The sequence below is a fragment of the Metabacillus sp. RB-C-LZQ-3-1 genome (assembly GCF_058315175.1).
In genome coordinates, this window is sequence record NZ_JBZFLI010000011.1 from 26,543 (window position 1) to 43,246 (window position 16,704).

The window sequence follows — 16,704 nt, forward strand, 5'->3', positions numbered from 1 at the left end:
TCGATTAAAGAAAGAAGTTAGGAGATGACGGGGAATTGATGAAAGAACATGCAAAGCTGATGAAGGCAATTTCATCTGCTGGGGAAATCATTGGTCGGAAAAAATTGCAAAAAATGATTTACATTGCAAAAAAAATTGATTTGCCTTTTTATGAAAAATATAATTTTCATTTTTATGGTCCATACTCTGAGGAACTAACATTGCGTATCGAAGAGTTATGTAATTTAGGATTTATAAACGAAGTCCATGAAAAGAAAGGCGGATATTTTCAGTACCGCTACTCTTTAACAGAAACAGGAACTGAATTTCTAGGACATTATGATGTGGACATGCCCCCGCTAAAAGGGTGCATGCTAGATTTAAATGAACAAAGCTCTAGATTCTTAGAATTAGTATCGACAGTGTTATATTTTGACGGGCTGGATAAAGAAGAAGTGAAAGAAAAGGTATTTACACTAAAAAGCAAACAACGTTATACAGAAGAAGAAATTGCTGAGGCATACTCTTATATCGAAAAAATTAAAGAAATCGCTAAAAACGAAACCGCCTAGCATTAGTCTGGCGGTTTTTCCATATAACTTAGTATCCAAAAGTCGAAATGTACCCATATTCATGGTAAGCTGAAAGTAAGTACATATAGTAAAAAGTCGTTATGACAGAGGAGCTCAGAATGAATGAATTTAGCCAATCTATTAGCCGATTTTTAGCCTTTCCGTTAGAAATGATTCCATATGTGGTCATTACGCTTATGATTGCTTTTACATTACATGAATTTGCACATGCCTATGTGGCCTATAAGTTTGGTGACCCAACTGCGAAAAGGCAAGGTAGATTAACGCTATCTCCGTTGGCTCATTTAGATCCATTTGGAACAATCTTGATTTTTATTGCAGGATTTGGATGGGCAAAGCCAGTGCCGGTTAATCGCTTCCATTTTAAACGTCCGCGTTTAGCTGGGATATTGGTTTCTGTTGCGGGACCGTTAAGTAACTTTCTTCTTGCCTTCTTAGGAACTGCAATTTGGTATATACTATTAGCAACAAACACAGTTACCTTGCTTCCTTCACAATATGTAACAGGACTTGAACAGTTTTTTAACATCTTTGTCTCACTTAATGTGATTTTGTTTATTTTTAACTTACTTCCATTTCCGCCGCTGGATGGATATCGGATTATTGAAGACCTGGTACCGGCTCATATTAGGCCGAAGTTCGTTCAGTTTGAGAGTTATGGCATTATTATTTTCTTAATTCTAGTGATTACACCATTGGATGCCTACACGATTCAGCCTGTTTTTGAAATTGGTCGAGCCATTGTAATGGGAATTTTTCATTTATTGCTGAACCCATTATTATAATGTCTTAGAAAAAAAGGAGGTCCATAATATGGAACAAGAGAAAAAGAAAAAAAGCATAGGGTTTAATATTATAAAAAATGATCCAACAGATGGTCACGGCGGTTTCGGCGTTGGCGCACTGAGTTTAGATAATGTGTCTCCGGTGTTTATCGATATCGAAGAAGGAGAGGCTTTCGTTGATATCGGGGCGATGCACGCAAGAAGTGTTGTTGAAAAAGGAATTAAATTCTTAAAGACTAAAGAAGAAGTTCCAAACGGGAAACCATATTGGCTTGTTTGGGTCACAATTGACCGTAAGGCAGAGGGTCCTTATTATGCTGGTGTAGCAGCTTGTGAGCTCACAGTTGATCGCTCAATTAGAAGGGGTTATAAATCACTACCTGAGCATGTGAATCGTATGGATAAATCAATGAAGCGTCATATTATTGTCGACCATATGGATGATCGTTCAAAAGAGATTTTATCCAACTTCTTAAAAAATCATGATAAAACAATGTGGGAGCTTTCTGAGCAAAAATTAAAAGACGATTTAAACGTCTAAATCTCAAATTTGTCAGAAATGTGACACTTTCGTGAACAACTTGGTAAATTCTTGTGGTTCTTCATGAAAATTAGTAGACTAAATATACAGTTTATATAAAACTAGGACACAAAAAATCCCGAGCCATGCAGGTGCTCGGGGTTTTTTGTTTTGGTGCGGAGGTCTTTATCTTCGATTATTAGGATTTATCTTCGATTATGAAGATTTATTAACGATTTTCCGATTTTATTTTCGATTCTGAGAATTTATCGACGATTTGTCAATCTTCGACAAAAATCAACTCTCATTACTCATCTCATTCTAAAGGTTTAATCCCACCATTTAAACTTATCAAGCCAGCTTTCCTTTTCCTTTTGATTAGGTTTCTCCACTTTTGGAGCTTTACCATCGCCGATATGTTCCTTACAATATTCAGTCGGTTCAGTGCCTTCAATAAAATAAGTGAGCCGCTTCACGGGACAGTCCTTTGTGGCGAGCTTTCCACTTGCAGGGTTAATATAAACCCCAACAACGCCATCAGGTGGGCGGAAGGCTTTCACAGATTGATCGTCTAGGGCTTCCTCCATAAAGGTTGACCAAATGTCCTTAGCATAGCCGCGTTCTTGAACAAGATTGATTGTTTTTCCTTTGTCATACCCTGTCCAAACTCCAACTGCAAGTTGTGGGGCTAGCCCAATCATCCAGCTATCTGATGAGGTGGTTCCTGATTTGCCTGCATAATCTCGGGTAAGAGAATCAGCAATGCTGTGGCCTGTAACAGATGTATAATCATTTAATGTTGTTTCAAACATTCCTTTCATCATATGAGTTGTAACGAAGGCTGCTTTCTCATCTAATGCTTGTTTTTTTGCCTGTTTAGACTCATAAATGACATTTCCAGCTGTATCCACAATTTTTGTTACAAAGGTAGGCTCAATTTTTTTTCCGCCATTCCCGAGCATTCCGTACGCATTTACCATGTCAACTAAACGGACAGGTGAAGTACCTAACGCAGCCGATGGATTTTTCTTAATTCCGGTACTAAGTCCAAAAAGCTTGCCAGTTTTAATTAGCTCATCCATTCCGATAAACATATGTGTTTTCACAGCATAGATATTGTCTGACAAGGCTATGGCCTGAAGCATCGTAATAAAATCATTTGCATAATAGTCATTATAGTTACTTGGCTTATAGGAAGCTTTTCCATCATCATAGGTAAAAGCTGTTGGCTCACTTTTCATTTCAGTCGAAGGAGTAAAGCCATTCATGATCGCAGAGTAATAGAGTAAAGGTTTAATCGTTGAACCTGGCTGCCTTTTTGCTTGAGTTGCCCGATTGAAGGGACTTTCATCATAATTTCGCCCGCCTATCAATGCCTTTACATAGCCGTTTTTTGGATCAAGTGCAACAAACCCGGCTTGAATATCAGAAGACTCATGAATGGTATCAACAACAGTTTCCTCAGCAAGCTTTTGCATGTCAGCGTCTAATGTTGTATAAATTTTTAATCCTTTTGTCTGGATGGCTTGTGCGTCTAATCCTAGTTTATCAGATATATCACTCAGCATCGCATCTTGGAAATACGGTGCTAACCTTGGTTGAACAGTATCTGTTTTCTTTTTATAAACAAGCTCTGTTTCTAATGCTGATTGGAACTGCTTTTCAGTAATGTATCCAATATTCTTCATCGTTTTTAAAATGATTTCTTGTCTTTCTTCAGCTTTTTCTTTATTCGCGTATGGAGAATAAAGGGTCGGTCCTTTTGGGATACCGGCAAGCATAGCAGCTTCTGCAAGAGTTAAATCGCTTGAGCTTTTTCCAAAATAATAATTAGCCGCAGCTTCAATTCCATACACTCCGTGACCATAGTAGATGGTGTTTAAATATCCTTCTAAAATCCGATCCTTACTATAATTTTGTTCTAATCGAATCGTATATAGAGCCTCGGTCGCTTTTCGCTGCCATGTTTTTTCATGCTCTAAAAATAGATTTCGAGCGTATTGCTGGGTAATGGTGCTGGCGCCTTGTACCTTTGCTCTTGCTTTTAAATCTGCTAAAGCGGCCCCGGCAATTCGTTTATAATCAAAGCCATTATGCTGATAAAAGCTTCGGTCCTCAATTGCAATAGTGGCTTCTAGGACATGGGGAGAAATATGATCAATGTCTACCCAATACCGCTTTTGACCATTGTGTAATTCTCCTATTTTTGAGCCGTCACTTGCATAAATGATCGTTGATTGTGGAACTGATAAAGAAGGAGGACCAAGCCATTTCGCATAAAGCACAATGCTTAAAATGATCGTTGAAAAAAAGATTAATAATAGCAAACCGATAAAAATGAGTGCGCGTATTGTTTTAAGCGTGATTCGCAATCGCTTAGGTGTGATCACATCCATGAAGCTCACCTCCATTCATTGCCTTTTTAGACATACTGTTAGCTATTATGTGTTTTTTTCAGTGATTTTAAACATTTTAAAAAAAGTCATAGATTTTTTCCTGATTTTCTGCTAGATTCATGTATAGTTTGAAAAGAAAAAGGGACAAGGGGACAGGTACTGTGTCCCATAATGAAATGGAAAATGGGACAAGAAACCTGTCCCTCTGTCCCAAGTCGAAAGGATGGTTAACATGAGTGAATTATGGTATACAGAGAAGCAAACGAAGAATTTTGGGATTACATTAAAAGTAAAACAATCGTTACATACAGAACAAACGGATTTTCAATACTTAGAGATGGTAGAAACAGAAGAGTTTGGTAACATGCTATTTCTTGACGGCATGGTCATGACTTCACAAAAGGACGAGTTCGTCTACCACGAAATGGTGGCACATGTTCCTTTATTTACTCACTCAAATCCGGAGAACGTTCTAGTTGTTGGTGGTGGAGATGGCGGTGTTATCCGTGAAGTGTTAAAACACCCTCAAGTAAAAAAAGCAACACTTGTTGATATCGACGGTAAAGTTATCGAATACTCAAAGAAATACCTTCCAGAAATCGCTGGTAAGCTTGACGATCCACGAGTAGACGTAAAAGTAGGGGACGGCTTCATGCATATCGCTGAAAGTGAAAATGAATACGATGTGATCATGGTTGACTCTACAGAGCCAGTCGGCCCAGCTGTGAATTTATTTACAAAAGGCTTCTATGCCGGAATTTCAAAAGCATTAAAAGAAGATGGTATTTTCGTTGCACAAACGGACAACCCTTGGTTCACACCAGAATTAATTACAAATGTTCAACGCGACGTAAAAGAAATTTTCCCAATCACACGTCTATACACTGCGAACATTCCAACATATCCAAGTGGTCTATGGACATTCACAATCGGTTCAAAAAAACACGATCCATTAGAAGTTAGCGAAGACCGCTTCCATGAAATCGAAACAAAATACTATACAAAAGAATTACACAAAGCTTGCTTTGTTTTACCTAAGTTTGTAAGTGATCTTATTAAATAAATCGAAACAAAAGCGCAAGAGCTTAGCTTCATTTAGTAAAATTTAATAATATCTAAAGCAAAAAAAGTGAGAGAAGGGAAATCTCTCACTTTTTGAATGGAGGTAATAGTCGATGAAATTTGATGAAGCATATTCAGGGAATGTCTTTATTAAAAGCCACCCTAATTATGAAGAAAGTGAAGCAGTTATCTATGGCATGCCGATGGATTGGACGGTAAGCTATCGCCCGGGCTCCCGTTTCGGCCCAGCGCGCATTCGTGAAGTCTCAATTGGTCTTGAAGAATACAGCCCATACTTAGATCGCGAATTAGATGAAGTAAAATACTTTGATGCTGGAGATATTCCACTGCCATTTGGCAATCCTCAACGAAGCATCGACATGATCGAAGAATACATTGATAAACTACTAGCTGACGGTAAATTTCCATTAGGAATGGGCGGTGAACACCTAGTTTCCTGGCCGGTAATGAAGGCGATGTATAAAAAATACCCTGATCTTGCGATTATTCATTTTGACGCACACACAGATTTACGTGATGACTATGAAGGTGAGCCATTATCTCATTCAACTCCAATTAAAAAGATCGCTGATTTAATTGGTCCAACAAATGTTTATTCTTTTGGCATCCGTTCTGGTATGAAAGAAGAATTCCAATGGGCAAAGAAAGTGGGCATGCACATCTCCAAGTTTGAAGTGCTTGAACCATTAAAAGAGGTTTTACCAAAACTAGCAGGGCGTCCTGTATACCTAACCATTGACATCGATGTTCTTGATCCTGCGCATGCACCAGGAACAGGTACAGTTGATGCTGGCGGTATTACATCAAAAGAACTTCTAGCTTCTGTTCATGAAATCGCTAAATCAGACGTACGTGTCGTAGGCTCTGACTTAGTAGAGGTCGCGCCGATTTATGATCACTCTGAACAAACAGCTAACACAGCAAGTAAGATTATCAGAGAAATGATTTTAGGATTAGTGCAGAAAAAAGGATAAAAGATATGGCCTGGTACTCAGTGTATCAGGCTTACTTTTTTGAAAAGTTTGTAATAATCCAGTTATATATGTAAAAAAACATGCCCCTCTACAAACCTGTCAACAGGATGTTTCGGCCAAAATTATGGATTGATTTCCAAGTATTAGGTCATCCTGTGGAAGTGTTACTTCTTCTAGTAAATCTACGAAAATACTGATAGATTCTAAATCACAAGACAAACCTCACAAGACTTTCCACCTATTAGAAACTATTACTGTTAAAATTATCCTCAAATATGACAAAAAATCACATGATACGATATCCATGTCAGCACATGAGTTGATAAGGAGGATGACAGACCATGAAGAAAAAAATGATTTTGTCAGTCGTAGCAGGTGCGGCCCTTTTAATGGCAAATCCAATCGCCCAAAAAGCAGACGCTGCATCAAACACAACACAAGCGAAAGTCTATTATTACCAATCAGGTAATATTGATCGTGAGCAAATCGATGAATGGATCAAAAAATATTTAAGTAACTTTCAGCTTCAACAATCTACTAATCATACAGAAGTAGAAACACCGAAAGAGGAACAAACACAAACTGAGCAGCCGGCAGCTGAACAACCAGCCCCTCAACAGCCTGCTCAACAACAACCAGCTCAAACCGAAGAACCAAAGGAGCAAGAGCAAGCAAGCTACCAATTAAGCGAGTATGAGCAACAAGTTGTTGATTTAACAAACCAAGAGCGTGCAAAACAGGGACTACCAGCTTTAAAAGTTGATCTTGAATTAAGTAAAGTTGCACGTGAAAAATCAAGTGATATGCAAAAAAACAATTATTTTTCACATACAAGCCCAACATATGGTTCACCATTTGATATGATGAAGCAGTTTGGTATCTCCTACAAAACAGCTGGAGAAAACATTGCCAAGGGCCAACGCACACCACAAGAAGTAGTTAACGCGTGGATGAATAGCTCAGGACACCGTCAAAACATCCTAAGCTCTAACTTCACTCATATCGGTGTGGGTCATGTTGCAGAAGGTAACTACTGGACTCAACAATTTATCGGAAAATAATCGTGGTAAAACGGCTAATCCTAGGATAGGGTTAGTCGTTTTTTGTTGTAATTTGAGGAATCGCAAATAAATAGCCGGAATCGCAAATATATTTTCAGAATCGCAAATAAATCCTCGGAAAAGCAAATAAAAATTCAAAATCGTAAATAAATTCCCCAGACAATACCCCGAAGCGCAACTTCTAAAAAGTTCTCTCTTGCACAGTTGCATTTGGTTCTTTATACTATTAAAGTTAAAGGAGAATGATGGAAAGGGAGTGTCTACATGTCAGAAAGCACGCCTATTCAAATCCATGTGTTATCAGAAATCCGCAAAGAGCATGAACAAGACAAAGATACAATCGAAGTTCACACAACCGGTGAGCGATTTTTAAAAGGAAACAACGTTTATCTTCGTTATGATGAAGAGCATGAGCTTGGTTCTGTTAAAACAACAGTGAAAATCGGGCCCGAAGAAATCATGATCATGCGCTCTGGAGCGGTTGCGATGAAGCAGCGTTTTATTCAAGGGCAAAAAACAGTCACAGATTATGCCACACCATTTGGAAAGCTTCAGCTTGAAATTAATACGAACTCATTAACAATAGATAAAACAGAGCTTGAAGATAGGCTCGTTATTTTATATGATTTGCAAATAGACGAAAATGAGAAACATGTACATAAACTAATGATGACATACAAGGAGGATAAAAAATGAATATCGTTGAGCAAGTAAAAGAACGGTTAAAAGAAGAAATCAAAGCAGCAGTTTTAAAAGCTGGTTTAGCAGAAGAAGCACAAATTCCTGATGTGTTATTAGAAATTCCAAAGGAAAAAGCCCACGGAGATTATTCAACAAACATGGCGATGCAGCTTGCACGTGTAGCCAAAAAAGCTCCTCGTATGATCGCAGATGAAATTGTTGCGAATTTTGATAAACAAAAAGGTTCCATTGATAAAATTGAAATCGCAGGTCCGGGTTTTATCAATTTTTATATGAATAATAGCTACTTAACAGACCTTATTCCAACGATTTTAAAAGCTGGAGAGAGCTACGGCGAGACAAATATTGGGGATAATGAAAAGGTTCAAGTAGAGTTCGTTTCGGCAAACCCAACTGGTGACCTTCACCTTGGTCATGCTCGTGGGGCGGCTGTAGGTGATTCATTATGTAATGTATTAGCTAAAGCAGGCTATGACGTATCACGTGAATATTACATTAATGATGCAGGAAACCAAATCAATAACCTAGCTTTATCTGTTGAAGCACGTTATTTACAAGCATTAGGTCAGGATGCTGACATGCCTGAAGATGGATACCACGGAGAAGACATCGTCGGCATCGGGAAAAAGCTTGCAGAAGAGTTTGGCGATAAGTTCGTTAACCAATCAAGTGATGAGCGCTTGGCATTTTTCAGAGAGTACGGCTTAAAATATGAAATGGCGAAATTAAAGGCAGATTTAGAGGAATTCCGGGTACCTTTTGATGTGTGGTATTCTGAAACCTCTCTTTACCACAATGGAAAAATCGATAATGCCCTTGCAGCATTAAAAGAAAAAGGCCATATCTATGAAGAGGATGGAGCGACTTGGTTCCGTTCGACAACATTTGGTGATGACAAGGACCGTGTACTCATTAAAAATGACGGTTCATACACATATTTAACACCTGATATTGCGTACCACAAGGACAAGCTTGACCGCGGCTTCACAAAGCTGATAAACGTATGGGGAGCAGACCATCACGGTTATATCCCTCGTATGAAAGCTGCGATTGAAGCTTTAGGATACAGCAAAGAAACACTTGAAGTAGAAATCATTCAGCTTGTTCACCTTTACAAAAACGGCGAGAAGATGAAAATGAGTAAACGTACAGGAAAAGCTGTTACAATGAGAGACCTAATTGAAGAAGTGGGTCTTGATGCAGTGCGCTATTTCTTTGCAATGAGAAGTGCGGATACTCATATGGATTTTGACCTTGATTTAGCTGTTTCTAAATCAAATGAAAACCCAGTATACTATGCCCAATATGCTCATGCACGTATTTGCAGCATGCTGCGCCAAGGTGAAGAGCAAGGTTTAGAGTACGAAGAGAATCTAAAACTAGATGAGATTACATCTGAAAAGGAATTCGACTTATTGAAAAAGCTTGGGGAATTCCCACAAGCTGTAGCAGAAGCTGCACAAAAACGTATTCCGCATCGTATCACAAACTATATCTATGACTTAGCATCTACACTACACAGCTTCTACAATGCTGAAAAAGTGTTAGATCCTGAAAATACAGAAAAGAGCCGTGCAAGACTTGGTTTGATGAAAGCAACACAAGTGACGTTACAAAACGCATTAACCATTATTGGGGTTTCTGCACCTGAAAAAATGTAAAATGGAAAAACTCAGATGCCTAGGAAGATGCATCTGAGTTTTTTTATATGGGTAGAATTGTGGCGAATTTTGTCTAATCGCAAATAAAATCTGAGAATCGCAAATAAATCCCCAAAATAGCAAATAAAATCCCAGAATCGCAAATAAATTCCTCAATACTAAAATAACAGGCTAGCTCACCCCGAAAATTACCATTGAATAGTGGCTCCACCTATTCGTTTTACTCCCCGAATCTTTGAAACATCTTCACATAGCTTCAATGCAGCTCTATCTTTTTGCTTAGCTTCAATCATGAAATCTACATCAACATTCATTTCTTTCAATACCTTCAATAGAGGCATCAAAAATTCGACATCAACATAGTCGGCATGACTTCGAAATTCTTTCTCGGATTTCGGGGAGGAGACATGGATTTTAGGTTTTAATCCAACCCAATCCCATGTAGGAAAAATTGCAGGAAGCAGCACTTCAATCTTTTCGCCCTCATCTTTATTGGCCATAAAATGATGGTAATCAAAGACAAGGGGAATCTGTTCCTTCCTGCAAATAGCAAGTGTTTCAGAGGTTGTATAGGTTTTATCATCATTTTCAAGCGTCATACGGTTTTTAATAGGAGTTGGTAGCATTTTAATATTTTGATGAAACCGCTCAATAGCTGTTTGTTTATCCCCATAGGCCCCGCCCACATGAATATTGATAATGGCCCCATCCGCAAGGTCCATTGCGTCTAATACATCATAGTGATATGACAGATCAAGGACTGCATTTTCGGTAATATACTTTTTATCACTTGTAAACAACGTAAATTGGTTCGGATGAAAACTCACACGCAGCTTGTATTTTTTCACAAGTGCCCCAATTTCCGAAAAAAGTTCCTTAAACGGTGTCTTATAATCCCAGAGCACTTCCGGGTGTGTGGCTAGCGGAATGATCGATGATGATAAGCGATACACCCATATTTCATGGGCAATATTGTAGTGGATCATGCGTAATGTGTGTTCAAGATTTTGCTTTGTGACATGTAACAGCTGATCATGTCGTGCGTGCTCGTCGAGTTTTTTCCAACGAGTATAGGTTAGGGATTTTGCGGGGGAGCAGTCCCAAAGGGAAAGAGCATGTGAAACATATCCGAATCGAATAATCATGGGACTCCTCCTCTATTAGGTTATAAAAAATGAGAAATGAGTGTGGCGAATTTTTCTTTTACACGATGGGAAAATGATCTTTTTTTATAAAGTTCATATGTTAATAATTCAGAACGAGTAAAATCAGAGTAAACAAATTGCTTCACATCCTTAATAAACTCCTTATCGTAAATGAAACAATTCATTTCATCATTTAAATAAAAACTGCGTTTATCAAAGTTTGCTGTACCAATATCACATATATGATCATCAATCATAATCATCTTTGCGTGAAAAAAGCCATGATAAAATTGATAAATTTCACAGCCTGCTTCCAGAAGAGGTCCGTAATAGGGAAAAGCAGCTTCCTTGACTAAAGGGTGATCCTTTCTCATCGGAACGAGAACTTCCACCTTCACGCCTCTGGAAAGAGCAGCTAATAAATCCTCAAATAGCTGTTTTCCAGGAATGAAGTAGGGAGAACAAATAATGATTTCTCTTTTCGCATCTTGAATAAATGACCGGAAATGCTGTTGCAGGTTTTCTCCATATGTTGAGACGAACAAATGCGTGCTTTTGCCTGCCCGTTGGTCTGGATAATACCGTTGATCATGTACATCATTCTCTCCAGTGGAATCATACCAATCTGTTAAAAATTGTGTTTGTAAATCAGTTACACCTTCACCGGTCATTTTAAGGTGAAAATCTCTCCAGAAGCCTAAATCAGGATCCTGGCCAATGTACTCTTTACTAATATTAAAACCGCCTAAATAGCCAATCTTCCCATCTAAGACAGTAATCTTGCGATGATTCCGTGCTTGAAGGGTGTAAAAAAGAAATGGAAATCTAGGCTTATGTGTATAAACGACTCTCACACCTTTTTCTTTAAGTAAGGCGATACTTTTTTTGGACAATTTTGAGCATCCGATATAATCAATTAGCAGTCTAACTTCAATACCTTGACTTGCTTTTTCCCCTAGGATTGATAGAAATTCATGACTGATCTGATCGTTTTTGATAATAAAAAATAGCACATGGATACTTTTTGTACTATTTTTAATTTCCTCAAATAAGTCCTTGTAAAAAGAATCTCCATCGGTAAATAAGGTGAGATCACTTTTTCGAGGTGGATATTGAGTATATTTTGATTTTTTGAGGTGGTGTTTTCTGCCAAGTTTGTAATCAATAACACACCAGACAATAATTGCTACTATGATAAAGCTCATGATGAAAAAAAGTTTCAACCGTGATACCTCCTAGCAGCATTCCTGCAATATTTCATAGTAGGTTTTGCTGTTCTTGGATTTTTTATACAATCAGTAAGTAGGTGGTCAAGGCGCTTACGATAACCAGCATATTTCCTAAAGAAACGAATACATTGTAAAAACGAACAAAAGTATTGACTGAATGCTCATTCATTTATTATGATAAGGATATAACTAATGTCTTTTAAAAAGGGGAAAAGGCATAGACCGCGACAAATGGGAGATTGGGGGAGAGAAAAGTGGATGCATTACTATGGGTGAATTTCCTGGCATTTTTAATTGTAACCGCTTACGCAGTTCATCTTTTTGTCTACTTAATACGTACAAGAATGGCGTATATTAAGCTTGGAAAAAAGGTTGAATTCGATGGCAAAGTAAAAGAACGACTTGAAAAAATATGGGTCAATGTGTTTGGCCAGAAAAAGCTTTTGAAGGATAAAAAGAGCGGAATCATTCATGTTATGTTTTTCTATGGGTTTATTCTCGTACAATTCGGTGCGATTGATTTTATTATAAAAGGGCTCATCCCGGGAGCACATCTTCCGCTAGGGCCGCTGTATCCAGCATTTACGTTTTTCCAGGAAATTGTTACATTTATGATTTTAGTGGCTGTAGTTTGGGCGTTTCACCGCCGTTATATTGAAAAGCTTGTCCGCTTAAAAAGAGGCTTTAAATCCGGACTTGTCCTATTATTTATCGGCGGGCTTATGCTGTCAGTATTACTAGGGAATGGGATGGGACTCATTTGGCATGGTCATGAACTGACCTGGTCTGAACCGCTGGCATCTTCCTTTGCGTTTCTATTAGGTTTTGTAGGAGAAACAGGATCAATTGTGATGTTTTATGTAGCATGGTGGATTCATTTATTATTCTTATTAACCTTCCTAGTGTATGTTCCGCAATCAAAGCATGCTCATTTAATTGCAGGACCGGCAAATGTCTATTTTAACCGGACGTCAAATCCAGGAAAACTTGAAAAAATTGATTTTGAAGATGAAACACAAGAAACCTTTGGTGTCGGAAAAATTGAAGAATTTACACAGCCGCAGTTAATTGATTTATATGCATGTGTAGAATGTGGCCGTTGTACAAATATGTGCCCGGCAACAGGCACAGGAAAAATGTTATCACCTATGGATTTGATTATTAAGCTGAGAGATCATTTAACTTTTACAGGGGCAGCTGTAACGCAAAAGCAACCTTGGGTACCTGCAGTTGCATTCAGTAACACGAAGGGAAATCAAATTGCGATGATGGCAGCAAGCTCCGGGGCACAGGAGTCAGCAGCTGCAGCTGCCGGTTATAACGCATCCTTAATTGGGGATGTCATAACAGAAGAAGAGATTTGGGCCTGTACAACCTGCCGTAACTGTGAGGATCAATGTCCTGTCATGAATGAGCATGTCGATAAAATCATTGATATGCGCCGCTACCTTGTTTTAACAGAAGGAAAAATGGATGCGGATGCTCAACGTGCAATGACGAATATTGAGCGCCAAGGAAATCCATGGGGTCTTAACCGCAAGGAACGAGAAACATGGCGCGAAGCCCGCGAAGATGTTCATATTCCTACAGTCAAGGAAATGAGCAAAGCAGGGGAAGAGTTTGAATACTTATTCTGGGTGGGCTCGATGGGATCCTATGATAACAGGAGCCAAAAGATTGCCCTATCTTTTGCAAAACTATTAAATGAAGCAGGAGTAAAATTTGCGATTCTTGGCAACAAAGAGAAAAACTCAGGAGATACGCCGCGCCGATTAGGGAATGAGTTTTTATTCCAAGAGCTTGCAACAAAAAACATTGATGAATTTGTTAAAAATGATGTGAAGAAAATCGTCACAATTGATCCTCATGCTTACAATATTTTTAAAAATGAATATCCGGACTTTGGACTTGAAGCAGAAGTGTATCACCATACAGAATTGCTTGCGGAACTAGTAGCATCTGGGAAGCTAAAACCAACGCTTCCGGTTAATGAAACAATTACTTTTCATGATTCCTGCTATTTAGGAAGATATAATGAAGTATATGATGCGCCAAGAAATATCTTAAAAGCAATACCGGGTGTCAAGCTTGTTGAAATGGAACGAAATCGTGAAAAAGGAATGTGCTGTGGAGCGGGCGGAGGTTTAATGTGGACAGAAGAAGACACAGGAAGCCGTATCAATGTCGCAAGAACAGAACAGGCATTAGCCGTTAACCCATCTGTCATTAGCTCTGGCTGCCCTTATTGCTTAACGATGCTAAGTGATGGCACAAAGGCGAAGGAAGTCGAAGAAGCGGTAAGCACCTATGATGTAGCAGAGCTGCTGGAAAAGTCGATTTTTGGCGAACGAAAAGAGCTAGTTTCATAGTCACTTTCAAAGATGGATACGATAAAATAAAAAGAGGGGATATCCCCTCTTTGACTATGAAAATAAATTGAGCGAGCGTTCAGTCAGTATTGTAAGCGTTTACTATTATCGCGACAAAGGGGAGATTAAATATGGCAAAAACAGTGATATTAAGTGGGGTAAGAACACCGATCGGAAAATTTGGCGGAGCTTTGTCATCATTAACAGCTTCAGAGCTAGGCGGTATTGCGATGAAAGAAGCTTTATCAAGAGCAAAGGTCCAGCCTGAAGACGTACAAGAAGTTATTTTTGGAAATGTATTGCAAGGGGGACAAGGGCAAATTCCTTCCCGTCAAGCTGCAAGAGCTGCTGATTTACCTTGGCATGTCAAAACGGAAACAGTGAATAAAGTGTGTGCATCTGGATTAAGAAGTGTCACAATGGCGGATCAAATTATCCGCGCAGGTGATGAAGAGGTGATCGTTGCAGGCGGAATGGAATCAATGAGCAATGCGCCTTATATGATGCCAAAGGCGAGATGGGGCCTTAGAATGGGCGATCACCCGGTGAAGGATTTAATGATTCACGACGGTTTAACGTGCAGCTTTACAGGTGTACATATGGGCACTTACGGCAACAGCACCTCTAAGGAGCTTGGAATCACGAGAGAGCAGCAGGATGAATGGGCGTTACGAAGTCATATGAGAGCAGTTGCAGCCCAAGAATCAGGGGTACTAGACGAAGAGATCACACCAGTTTCAGTTCCGCAGCGCAAGGGAGAGCCACTTATCGTGGACAAAGATGAAGCACCGCGTAAGGATACATCAATTGAACGATTAGCGAAGCTTTCCCCTGTTTTTGACCATGATGGAACAATTACGGCTGGAAATGCCCCTGGAATTAATGACGGTGCGGCTGCACTCGTTCTGATGAGTGATGAAAAAGCAAAGCAGGAAGGCAGAGAACCTCTTGCAACGATTTTAGCTCATACAGCCATCGCTCTTGAAGCTGAAGACTTTCCGAAAACCCCTGGACTTGTCATTAATGAACTATTAAAGAAAACAGGGAAATCTGTAGAAGATATTGATTTGTTTGAAATTAATGAAGCCTTTGCTGCAGTGGCGTTGGCTGCAAACCAATTGGCTAATCTTGATCCTGAAAAGGTTAATGTCAATGGAGGGGCAGTAGCACTCGGACACCCAATCGGTGCTAGTGGTGCAAGAATTCTGATTACCCTTATTCATGAATTAAAGCGCAGAGGCGGAGGTATTGGAGTCGCTGCAATCTGCTCAGGCGGAGGTCAGGGTGACGCCATTATGATCGAAGTTTAATAGAATGATGTAACTAAAAATCAAGGAGGTTCCTATGACAATTCAAAAAATCATGGTTGTTGGTGCAGGACAAATGGGTTCGGGTATTGCTCAAGTATGTGCAATGGCGGGATTTCAAGTGATTCTTCATGATATGAACGAGGAAATCGTCCAAAAAGGATTAAATTCCATAAAAAAACAGCTTCAAAAACAGGTGGATAAAGAAAAGCTTGCTGCCAAGGAGAAAGAAGCGATCATTCAAAGACTTACTCCTTCTGCAAATCTGGAAAGCGCGAAAGTGGCAGATCTGATTATTGAAGCGATAATCGAAAAGATGGATGCCAAAACCGCTTTGTTTGAAAAGCTGGATCAGCTGGCGGATGAACATGTTATTTTAGCGACAAACACATCATCTCTACCAATTACAGAAATTGCGGCAGCAACAAACAGACCGGATCGTGTCATCGGCATGCACTTTATGAACCCTGTTCCTGTCATGAAGCTTGTCGAAATTATTCGCGGGTTGGCAACGTCAAATGAGGTGTATCAGCAAATAGAAGATGTAGTCAAAAAATTAAATAAAACACCTGTTGAAGTACAAGACTTCCCGGGGTTTGTCTCAAACCGTATTTTAATGCCAATGATTAATGAAGCGATTTTTACGGTGTATGAAGGTGTTGCAGAGCCGGAAGCAGTTGATGAGGTCATGAAGCTTGGAATGAATCATCCGATGGGACCGCTGACACTAGCTGATTTTATTGGCTTAGATACGTGTCTTTATATTATGGAAACACTTCATGAAGGCTTTGGTGATGACAAATATCGACCATGTCCGTTACTGCGAAAATATGTTAAGGCGGGTTGGCTTGGCCGCAAATCTGGTCGAGGCTTTTATCACTATTCATAATTCAAAACGCT

The 16,704-nt window shown here is 39.2% G+C and carries 14 protein-coding genes; 11 read left to right on the forward strand and 3 right to left on the reverse strand.

Annotation, left to right across the window (positions count from 1 at the left end):
* The first annotated feature begins 35 nt into the window (after positions 1-35).
* From AC4GZ8_RS17060 to AC4GZ8_RS17070, 3 genes are all read left to right on the forward strand, one after another.
* Complete coding sequence (locus tag AC4GZ8_RS17060) at positions 36-551, forward strand: YwgA family protein (RefSeq protein ID WP_491083097.1); 516 nt, start codon at positions 36-38, stop codon at positions 549-551.
* A 140-nt stretch (positions 552-691) separates the two neighbouring features.
* Positions 692-1,357 carry a site-2 protease family protein gene (locus AC4GZ8_RS17065; protein WP_491083212.1) on the forward strand — a complete coding sequence of 222 codons (666 nt, stop codon included), beginning with the start codon at positions 692-694 and terminating at the stop codon, positions 1,355-1,357.
* Positions 1,358-1,385: 28 nt separating this feature from the next.
* Positions 1,386-1,898: a YwhD family protein gene (locus tag AC4GZ8_RS17070; RefSeq protein ID WP_491083098.1), complete on the forward strand. Its 513-nt coding sequence runs from the start codon at positions 1,386-1,388 to the stop codon at positions 1,896-1,898.
* A 308-nt stretch (positions 1,899-2,206) separates the two neighbouring features.
* On the opposite strand, the gene AC4GZ8_RS17075 is transcribed toward AC4GZ8_RS17070, so the two are convergent.
* A complete protein-coding gene (locus tag AC4GZ8_RS17075; RefSeq protein ID WP_491083099.1) occupies positions 2,207-4,273 on the reverse strand; it encodes a transglycosylase domain-containing protein in 2,067 nt (688 codons plus the stop codon).
* 232 nt (positions 4,274-4,505) lie between these two features.
* Between AC4GZ8_RS17075 and speE the strand changes: the two genes are divergently transcribed.
* The 5 genes from speE to argS all read left to right on the forward strand — a co-directional run bounded on the left by speE (position 4,506) and on the right by argS (position 9,754).
* Positions 4,506-5,336 carry a spermidine synthase gene (gene speE, locus AC4GZ8_RS17080; RefSeq protein WP_491083100.1) on the forward strand — a complete coding sequence of 277 codons (831 nt, stop codon included), beginning with the start codon at positions 4,506-4,508 and terminating at the stop codon, positions 5,334-5,336.
* 112 nt (positions 5,337-5,448) lie between these two features.
* The gene (speB, locus tag AC4GZ8_RS17085) at positions 5,449-6,330 is read left to right on the forward strand and encodes an agmatinase (RefSeq protein ID WP_491083101.1); all 882 of its coding nucleotides are present in this window, start codon (positions 5,449-5,451) and stop codon (positions 6,328-6,330) included.
* Between the two features lie 341 nt (positions 6,331-6,671).
* Positions 6,672-7,391 (forward strand): CAP domain-containing protein, encoded by a 720-nt coding sequence (locus AC4GZ8_RS17090; protein WP_491083102.1) that lies wholly within the window; start codon positions 6,672-6,674, stop codon positions 7,389-7,391.
* Positions 7,392-7,655: 264 nt separating this feature from the next.
* Complete coding sequence (locus AC4GZ8_RS17095) at positions 7,656-8,087, forward strand: YwiB family protein (RefSeq protein ID WP_491083103.1); 432 nt, start codon at positions 7,656-7,658, stop codon at positions 8,085-8,087.
* Positions 8,084-9,754, forward strand: coding sequence for an arginine--tRNA ligase (gene argS / locus AC4GZ8_RS17100; RefSeq protein WP_491083104.1), 1,671 nt, complete (start codon positions 8,084-8,086; stop codon positions 9,752-9,754). Before AC4GZ8_RS17095 ends, argS begins: the two co-directional genes overlap by 4 nt.
* A gap of 188 nt (positions 9,755-9,942) precedes the next feature.
* Here argS and uvsE read toward each other — a convergent pair whose 3' ends face one another.
* Together uvsE and cls are read right to left on the reverse strand one after the other, a co-directional pair.
* Positions 9,943-10,899: a UV DNA damage repair endonuclease UvsE gene (gene uvsE / locus AC4GZ8_RS17105; RefSeq protein WP_491083105.1), complete on the reverse strand. Its 957-nt coding sequence runs from the start codon at positions 10,897-10,899 to the stop codon at positions 9,943-9,945.
* 20 nt (positions 10,900-10,919) lie between these two features.
* Positions 10,920-12,104 (reverse strand): cardiolipin synthase, encoded by a 1,185-nt coding sequence (cls, locus tag AC4GZ8_RS17110; RefSeq protein WP_491083213.1) that lies wholly within the window; start codon positions 12,102-12,104, stop codon positions 10,920-10,922.
* 278 nt (positions 12,105-12,382) lie between these two features.
* Between cls and AC4GZ8_RS17115 the strand changes: the two genes are divergently transcribed.
* The 3 genes from AC4GZ8_RS17115 to AC4GZ8_RS17125 all read left to right on the forward strand — a co-directional run bounded on the left by AC4GZ8_RS17115 (position 12,383) and on the right by AC4GZ8_RS17125 (position 16,693).
* A complete protein-coding gene (locus AC4GZ8_RS17115) occupies positions 12,383-14,497 on the forward strand; it encodes a (Fe-S)-binding protein (protein WP_491083106.1) in 2,115 nt (704 codons plus the stop codon).
* 131 nt (positions 14,498-14,628) lie between these two features.
* Positions 14,629-15,807, forward strand: coding sequence for an acetyl-CoA C-acetyltransferase (locus tag AC4GZ8_RS17120; protein ID WP_491083107.1), 1,179 nt, complete (start codon positions 14,629-14,631; stop codon positions 15,805-15,807).
* A gap of 34 nt (positions 15,808-15,841) precedes the next feature.
* Entirely contained in the window at positions 15,842-16,693 is an 852-nt protein-coding gene (locus AC4GZ8_RS17125) for a 3-hydroxybutyryl-CoA dehydrogenase (protein ID WP_491083108.1), read from the forward strand.
* Positions 16,694-16,704 lie beyond the last annotated feature (11 nt).